We start from the raw sequence: 8,367 nt of genomic DNA on the forward strand, positions 1-8,367 counted from the left end.
TTTAAAAAAATAAGCTATGATATTCCTCTTTTCGTTTATGAAACAAAAGTAACTTTTTGATTTATGATAGCACCATACAAACAAAAAAATGATTTAAAAATCATTTTAATTTTCCATTAAAAATTGTTTCTTAAACTAAGATGAGAACTCTCGAGTGCTATTTGAGCAAAAAGTAAACTCTCACCATTATGAATAATAATAAATAATGCACTGATTACAAATAATAAGTTTCAAAAAATTATAAAAACTCCTGACAACTTTCTGAAATAATTTTAAAAGCCCCACGTCTTTTAATGAACAATTAATTTGTTATTCATAACAATAAAAAGCTCCCCATTCAAATATCTGTTACGTTATTTAAGAGGAAAACATTCTCTTTTTTCAAAACCATATTCCTAAAACATATTCTTTTCTTTATCCACACAAAATCATAAAAAACGTTTTTTTCCTTTACACCTCATTTATATCATGCTTCGATACAAAATAATGCTTTTTTAGTGTAATTTAATCTCAAAATAATTAAAGGGAACCCCCAAAAAATGAGCTACAAACAAAATTTAAAAGATAATTCTCAGAATAAGTTACAGCGTGGACTACACAACCGACATGTACAACTTATAGCCATTGGTGGTGCTATTGGAACAGGTCTCTTCATGGGGGCAGGAAAAACAATTAGTGTAGCAGGTCCTTCCATCATACTCGTTTATGCTATTATCGGTTTTGCTCTATACTTTGTCATGCGTGCTATGGGAGAATTGTTGCTTTCTAATTCACAATACCGATCTCTTATTGATTTTTCAACCGATATGCTAGGACCGGGAATCGCTTTCTTTGTTGGCTGGAGCTATTGGTTGAGCTGGGTTGTAACTGGAGCTGCTGACATTATTGCCATCATCACTTATATGAACTTTTGGTGGCCAACACTCAATCCATGGTTTACCGTTTTTACCTGCATTAGTGTCTTTTTAATCTTTAACCTCTTTGCCGTGAAACTATTCGGTGAACTTGAATTCTGGTTTGGTCTTATCAAAGTCGTCGCAATTTTAGCATTAATTGTTGTGGGATTTTATATGATCGTTACGGGCTTTACCTCTCCCAATGGTACGGTTGCTTCTCTCAATCACGTATGGAACGATGGCAATATCTTTCCGCGAGGAATGACAGGTTTTTTTGCTGGATTTCAAATTGCCATTTTTTCTTTTGTTGGTATAGAAATTGCTGGAACAACCGCTGCTGAAGTAAAAGAACCTAAAAAAGTTCTCCCCAAAGCAATTAATGCAATACCGATCCGTATTGTACTCTTTTACATTTTTTCTCTCGCTGTAATTATGTCTGTCACACCTTGGGATCAAATTGTTCCAGATAAAAGCCCCTTTGTCTCGATGTTTTGGCTTGCAGGCATTCCGATAGCTGCTGGCTTGGTAAACTTTGTCGTTATTACCTCAGCTGCCTCTTCAGCAAATAGTGGTATTTTTTCTACCAGCCGTATGATATATGGACTTGCAACACAAAAAGGTGCCCCTCCAATTTTAGGTAAACTTTCCAGATACCATGTTCCAGCCAATGCTCTATTCTTTTCCTGTTTATGTATTTTAATAGGGTATACAATTGCCTCACTCTCTCCAAGCCTCATAAGTGCTTTTACAATTGTGACAAGCATTTCAGCTATTGCATTTTTATTCGTATGGTCTGTAATTTTGATTAGCTATATTGTGTATCGTCGCAATCGCCCTCATCTACACGCTGAATCCATTTATAAAATGCCAGGAGGTGTTATCATGTGTGGGATAATTTTAGTTTTCTTTGTTTTCATGCTCTATTTGTTGACATTAGAAGCTGATACTCTACTAGCCTTAAAATATAGTATATTCTGGTTTGTTTTCTTAGGTATAATGTATTTTATGTTTGTAAAGAAAAAAATAACTCAAGGTAACAAATAAAGTCTATACATAAAAACATCTCAAAAAAGGGTAATTTTAGTTACCCTTTTTCTACTTAACCTCCTCCCCAAACATCAAAAAACGACGACTCCTACCGGCACCGGTTTGTAAACAAACCGGCTTATTAAGGGGGAATGCTGCTGATCATTTATATGGTTCACCTACATAAGGCTCTATGGGCTAGCCCTGCCCTGAACACTCACCACCCATTCTAAAAATACTTAATGCGTAAAACGTTATATGCTTTATATCACTACTCTACACAACAGTATTTTACTGCACAATAGGATAAGAAACGAGCTATTCTGTAAAAAATTCTCTATAAACTTCACTGACATTGTTTACTAATAAAACATGAGATTTATCTAAAACTTTCCCCCCAAAAAATTTATATTCAATTTTTTATCAAAATTAAAAATATAGCTCTAAACAGAATATATCTTAATAGCTATCTGCAATAAAAAAAGATTCTATGAAAATATTTTTCTATTTGTAATAAATTTTAAATATTAATACTTAAATGTAAATTTTAAATATATTTTTTAATATTTTAAATAATAGTTTAACTATTTAAACTTATTTTATTTATATACAAAGTTTTATATTTAATAAATTTACAATTTTATTTATATTTTTATATAGATAACAATATCTATAAATAAATAATTTTAAATATAAATATATTTATATAAAAATTTACTATAAATAAATATACATAAAATATAAATTATTATTTATATACATATAATAATATATAATATAAATTATATTATATATTATATATATTACTTATGTATAAAACATAAAAAATCAAAAAAAATATAATACAATTTATCTTTTTTTTCTTATATATAAAATAATTATTCCATTAATTAATAATGTTTTTGCTTTATTCACATATAGTCATAGAAAAAAATTCCTTTACTCCTTAACCATAGCGTGTTCCGATAGAAGGAATTACCTTTTTTAGGGTAATTTTTATTTAAAAATAACTAAGGAGAACTCCCCAAAAATGAACAAACAAAATTTAGAAAAAAAACCTAAGAAGAAATTGCAACGTGGACTACATAACCGACACATACAACTTATAGCCCTTGGTGGAGCGATTGGAACAGGTCTCTTCATGGGATCAGGAAAAACAATCAGTGTAGCAGGCCCCTCAATTCTACTCGTTTATGCAATTATTGGTTGTGCTCTATACTTTGTCATGCGTGCTATGGGAGAGTTATTGCTTTCTAATACACAATACCGATCTTTTATTGACTTCTCAACCGATCTTCTAGGGCCATGTGCCGGATTCTTTATCGGCTGGACATATTGGTTGTGTTGGATTGTCACTGGAACTGCTGAAATTATTGCTATTGTCACTTATACACACTTTTGGTGGCCTGAGCTCAATCCGTGGATTCCTGTTATAATTGGTCTTATGTCCTTTTTAATTCTTAACCTCGTCGCCGTAAAACTATTTGGCGAACTTGAGTTTTGGTTTGGTTTTATCAAAATCGTAGCAATTCTAGTCCTAATCGTTGTAGGATTTTATATGATCTTTACCGGTTTTGTCTCTCCAAACGGTACGGTTGCTTCTCTTAGCCATATATGGAACGGTGGGAATATTTTTCCGCGAGGAATTACAGGCTTTTTTGCTGGATTTCAAATTGTTATTTTTGCTTTTGTTGGCATTGAACTCGCTGGAACAGCTGCTGCTGAAGTAAAAGAGCCTCAAAAAGCTTTACCACAGGCTGTTAATTCAATACCAATCCGCATTGTATTCTTTTATATATTCTCTCTTCTTGTGATTATGTCTGTGACGCCGTGGGATCAAATCAGTCCAGAAAAAAGCCCATTTGTAACAATGTATGCACTTATTGGTATCCCAACTGCTGCAGGTTTGATGAACTTTGTTGTCCTCACAGCTGCCGCATCTTCAGCAAATAGTGGAATTTTTTCTACCAGCCGTATGATATATGGGCTAGCAACACAAAAAGGTGCTCCTAAATTTTTAGGAAAACTTTCTCGTAACCACGTTCCAGCCAACGCATTATTCTTTTCATGTATATGCATCTTATTTGGTTATGCCGTTGTATCGTTATCTCAAACACTCATAGCTGCTTTTACAATTGTTACGACAATTGCCGCAACTTTGTTTATATTTGTATGGTCTATCATTTTGATCAGCTATATCGTCTATCGCCGCAATCGTCCTCTCCAGCATACTGTCTCTCCTTATAAAATGCCAGGAGGTGTTGTTATGTGTTGGGCGCTTCTTGTTTTCTTTGCATTCATTATCTATTTATTGTCATTAGAAGCTGACACTGCCATAGCTTTAAAATACACTCCAGCATGGTTCATATTTTTAGGAATTGTATACTTTCTTTTTGGGAAAAAGAATTATGCAAAAAATTAAAAAATAAAGCTTATGTTTCCAAAAACATATAAAAAAGGGTAACTAAAGTTACCCTTTTTTTGATATTTATCTATAAAATTATAAAAGCTATTGACAAAATATCTCTGTAGAATCTTCAATTACGCTCTTTATTAACCAAAGCATTCGATTTTATCCAAGGCATCATAGAACGAAGTTTTTTACCAACTTCTTCAATAGGATGATTATCATTTAAACGCCGCATACTTTTAAAATGAGCAGCACCAGCTTTATATTCTTGAATCCAATTCGATGTAAATTTACCCGTTTGAATATCTTTCAATATACGTTTCATTTCTGCTCTGGTTTCATCCGTAATCACACGTGGACCAGACATATATTCACCCCATTCAGCTGTATTAGAAATCGAATAATTCATATTTGCAATGCCCCCTTCATACATGAGATCAACAATCAGTTTAACCTCATGCAAACACTCAAAATAAGCCATTTCCGGCGCATAACCTGCTTGTGTTAATGTTTCATAACCTGCTCGAATCAATTCAACAAGACCACCACAAAGAACCGCTTGTTCACCAAAAAGATCAGTTTCGCACTCTTCTTTAAATGTTGTTTCAATCACCCCAGCACGTCCACCACCAAGTCCACATGCATAAGATAATGCTACATTATGTGCATGCCCTGAAGCATCTTGCGCCACCGCTATTAAGCAAGGAACACCACAACCCCGTTGGTATTCATGACGAACTGTATGCCCTGGACCTTTAGGAGCAATCATCACAATATCAACGTTTTTTTTAGGTTCAATCAAGCCAAAATGAATGCTCAAACCATGCGCAAAAGCAATCGCTGCCCCATCGTGTAAATGATCATGAATATGTTCCTTATAAATATCAGCTTGCAATTCATCTGGTGTTGCCATCATGATGAGATCTGCCCATTTTGCTGCTTCAGCAACACTCACCACTTCAAAACCATCAGCCATGGCTTTTTTAACTGTTTCCGACCCTGAACGCAAAGCTATTTGCACATTTTTAACACCAGAATCTTTCAAGTTTAAAGCGTGCGCACGCCCTTGAGAACCATAACCAACAATGGCTACTTTTTTCCCTTTAATGAGATTAACATCCGCATCACGATCATAATAAACACGCATAAAAAATTCCTTCTTTCTCTATTTAAACTGGATTTCAGATTATTTTTATTCAATAAGAAACATTATCTACAGTGCATCACACACTTATAAAGACAAAAAAAACCGCTTATAAGAACACAGCAATTGAATAATTTTAAAGTTTACATATTGCATAGAAAAAACTGTAGTCCCCAAACATTCCTAAAACATATACGGATCCCCAAATAAACTTCAACTGCTATTCTACAAAAACAATAATTACACAAAATAAGATTTCTAAAGAAAATTTAGCTAATATTCTACTCTTTTATCGTGCAACAACGCTATATTCTAAAAATTAAGATACAACATACAATCTTTAACATGAACCAAATCAATACGGATAGCAAGAAAAATTACAAAATAACAAGTATTGTTTTAATACAACCTTCAAAAGCATATACAACAATATCTTTAGAATAATAGAGAGGATGTTTTTACTTTTTACGTTCTTTTAATATCCACGCCTCTCACACGAAGAAGCCCCCATACGGCTATTATGTTATCCATTTATGGCGCCTTATAAAAAAATTTTAATATGCTCAAGCCCTTTTCAAGAATTCCCTATAATAGTGTAAGATTTATTGCACATCACTCTCTTTACTTCATAAAGCTACAAGTCGATATCATCATTCTATTTAACAGCTCCTATTGCATTAAGCTTATTCATAAGGAGATTTTACGTTATACTATTTACAGATAACCCAAAAATGAGCTCAAATATCAAGAAAATTTGTGTATTGATCCATTAAAATCCTACGCACTCCTTTATAAGGGAAATACTTTCAAAACCCTACTTCTTCTCCATTCAAAGAAATTATAATAAGAAGATTTTAAAACTTCCTCATAATGGATAGTACAAATAAAAAACATCGCATGCACTCAAAAACAAAAGATAGAAAGCAACCAATAAATAGAGGAACAATAGAATATTTATAATGCACGATAATAGTGCTATTTATCTCAACATATATAAAATTGTTTTTTAAGATAAATTGGCAAACCTCTATAAAAATTTCTTTTCCAATTTTTATAGAGAGAAAAAGATTACGATAATAACCGGATAAAACGCTGAACAGTCTCATGTATTCCATACTCTAATGCATCAGCAATGAGCCCATGGCCAATAGAAACTTCATCAAGCCAAGGAATATTTTTGACAAGAGCAGGAAGATTCATAAGTGTCAGATCATGCCCTGCGTTTATACCTAACTGCAATTCTTTTGCTCTTCTTGCTGCTAAAACAAGTTTATTGAGCTCTTGATCTTGTTTTGTTTTATCCTGAAATGCACCACCGTAAGGTCCCGTGTAAAATTCCACACGATCAGCGCCCATTGCTTTAGCAATATCAAGACCATCGACAGTAGGATTAGCAAAAAGGGATACACGAATCTTTCTGTTTTTTAAATTCTGAATAATAGGTGCTAAAAATTCTGCATCATGAGCAAAATTCCAACCATGATCAGACGTTGACTGATCTGGATCATCAGGAACAAGGGTAATCTGATCCGCATAGTTTTTAGCGATATCCAAAAATTGATCACTGGGATAACCTTCAATATTAAACTCAGCAGTAGGAAAAGTGTTCTTTATTAAACAGTATATATCTGGTAAATCCGCAAAACGAATATGCCTTTCATCAGGGCGCGGATGAACCGTCAAACCTGCTGCTCCAGCAGCAAGCGCTATATGCCCAATATTCGTTATACTTGGCCACGGAAGATTACGTCGATTACGCAAAACAGCAACAGCATTAAGATTAACCGAAAGTTTTACCGCCATGCCCATTTCCATTTTTTTATAGTGTGTAACAAGATAGAAAAAAGGCATTTTCCATCTGAAACTTAGATGATATACACATCTTTTTTCTATCGAACAATCGTTAAACGTTCTGCTGCGCGGGTAATTCCCGTATAAAGCCAGCGCGCATACATATCACGAAATGCAAAACTTTCATCAAACAAAACGACATTATTCCATTGAGAACCTTGCGCCTTATGAACCGTTAATGCATACCCATAATCAAAATCATCATATCGCTTTTTTAATTGCCATGAAATTTCTTGATCAGGGTTTTCAAACGCTGCTTTTAAAAGTTTAATCTTTGCTACCCCACGCTCACTTTCTTCTGGTTTCACAAGAAGATTAATACTTGGTTTAACGGTCTCCTTCTGTGAAGTCATCACCTTCCATAAAGAGCCATTCAACAAACCTTTAATCGGATCATTTCGCAAACACACCAGCTTATCTCCCGCTTGTGGATAATCTGCTGTAAATCCCTTTAACACACGTAAACGCTGATTATAAAGGTGGCGTGTACGATTAACCCCTACCAAGACCTGATCAGCATCCAAAACCAATTGTTGATTGACCTCTTTACGTGTCACAACGCGCGCTTCTCCATAGTCACCATAAGCAATATCGCGTCCTTCACGTACATCCATAGCAAGACGTATAATCGGATTATCTCGCGCTTGCCGATGAATTTCTGAAAGAAGAAAATCTGGTTCCCCATTAGAAAAAAAGCCTCCACCTGATATAGGAGGCAATTGACCTGGATCACCAAGAACAAGAATTGGCGTTCGAAAACTCATTAAATCACGGGCCAATTTTTCATCTACCATCGAGCACTCATCAACAATAATGAGTTTAGCTTGTGCAGCAGCACTTCTTCGATTTAACATAAATGTTGGAGCAATAGACTTTTTTCCTGTTATTTCATCGGAAACTTCCTCTTCTCCACGCGGACAATAAATCAGCGAATGAATCGTACAAGCATTGCTTGCACCTTTAGAACGCAAAACCTGCGCCGCCTTCCCTGTAAAAGCAGCAAATTGAACAGAACCATCAACTGTCTCTGCAAAATAGCG

Annotated in this window: 5 protein-coding genes; 2 read left to right on the forward strand and 3 right to left on the reverse strand. The window is 34.4% G+C overall.

The features are described 5' to 3' along the window. Positions 1–539 precede the first annotated feature (539 nt). Together ACFIL8_RS06020 and ACFIL8_RS06025 are read left to right on the forward strand one after the other, a co-directional pair. The gene (locus ACFIL8_RS06020) at positions 540–1,940 is read left to right on the forward strand and encodes an amino acid permease (protein WP_375613396.1); all 1,401 of its coding nucleotides are present in this window, start codon (positions 540–542) and stop codon (positions 1,938–1,940) included. 1,012 nt (positions 1,941–2,952) lie between these two features. Then, a complete protein-coding gene (locus ACFIL8_RS06025) occupies positions 2,953–4,344 on the forward strand; it encodes an amino acid permease (RefSeq protein WP_375612029.1) in 1,392 nt (463 codons plus the stop codon). A 115-nt stretch (positions 4,345–4,459) separates the two neighbouring features. Here the strand turns inward: ACFIL8_RS06025 and ilvC are convergent, their stop codons facing one another. The 3 genes from ilvC to ACFIL8_RS06040 all read right to left on the reverse strand — a co-directional run. After that, positions 4,460–5,479 (reverse strand): ketol-acid reductoisomerase, encoded by a 1,020-nt coding sequence (gene ilvC, locus ACFIL8_RS06030; protein WP_375613394.1) that lies wholly within the window; start codon positions 5,477–5,479, stop codon positions 4,460–4,462. Positions 5,480–6,544: 1,065 nt separating this feature from the next. Beyond that, positions 6,545–7,279 carry a pyridoxine 5'-phosphate synthase gene (locus ACFIL8_RS06035; protein ID WP_375613393.1) on the reverse strand — a complete coding sequence of 245 codons (735 nt, stop codon included), beginning with the start codon at positions 7,277–7,279 and terminating at the stop codon, positions 6,545–6,547. Positions 7,280–7,365: 86 nt separating this feature from the next. Further along, positions 7,366–8,367 (reverse strand): ATP-dependent RecD-like DNA helicase (locus ACFIL8_RS06040; RefSeq protein ID WP_375689133.1); only part of this gene is annotated, 1,002 nt, incomplete at its 5' end.

This window comes from Bartonella sp. AP57NXGY, from assembly GCF_042195805.1.
Taxonomy (GTDB): Bacteria; Pseudomonadota; Alphaproteobacteria; order Rhizobiales; family Rhizobiaceae; genus Bartonella.

Bases quoted from the DNA above. Each gene is read 5' to 3' on its own strand.
- ACFIL8_RS06020 (WP_375613396.1), top strand. From the start codon at position 540: ATGAGCTACAAACAAAATTTAAAAGATAATTCTCAGAATAAGTTACAG.
- ACFIL8_RS06025 (WP_375612029.1), top strand. From the start codon at position 2,953: ATGAACAAACAAAATTTAGAAAAAAAACCTAAGAAGAAATTGCAACGT.
- ilvC (WP_375613394.1), bottom strand. From the start codon at position 5,479: ATGCGTGTTTATTATGATCGTGATGCGGATGTTAATCTCATTAAAGGG.
- ACFIL8_RS06035 (WP_375613393.1), bottom strand. From the start codon at position 7,279: ATGGCGGTAAAACTTTCGGTTAATCTTAATGCTGTTGCTGTTTTGCGT.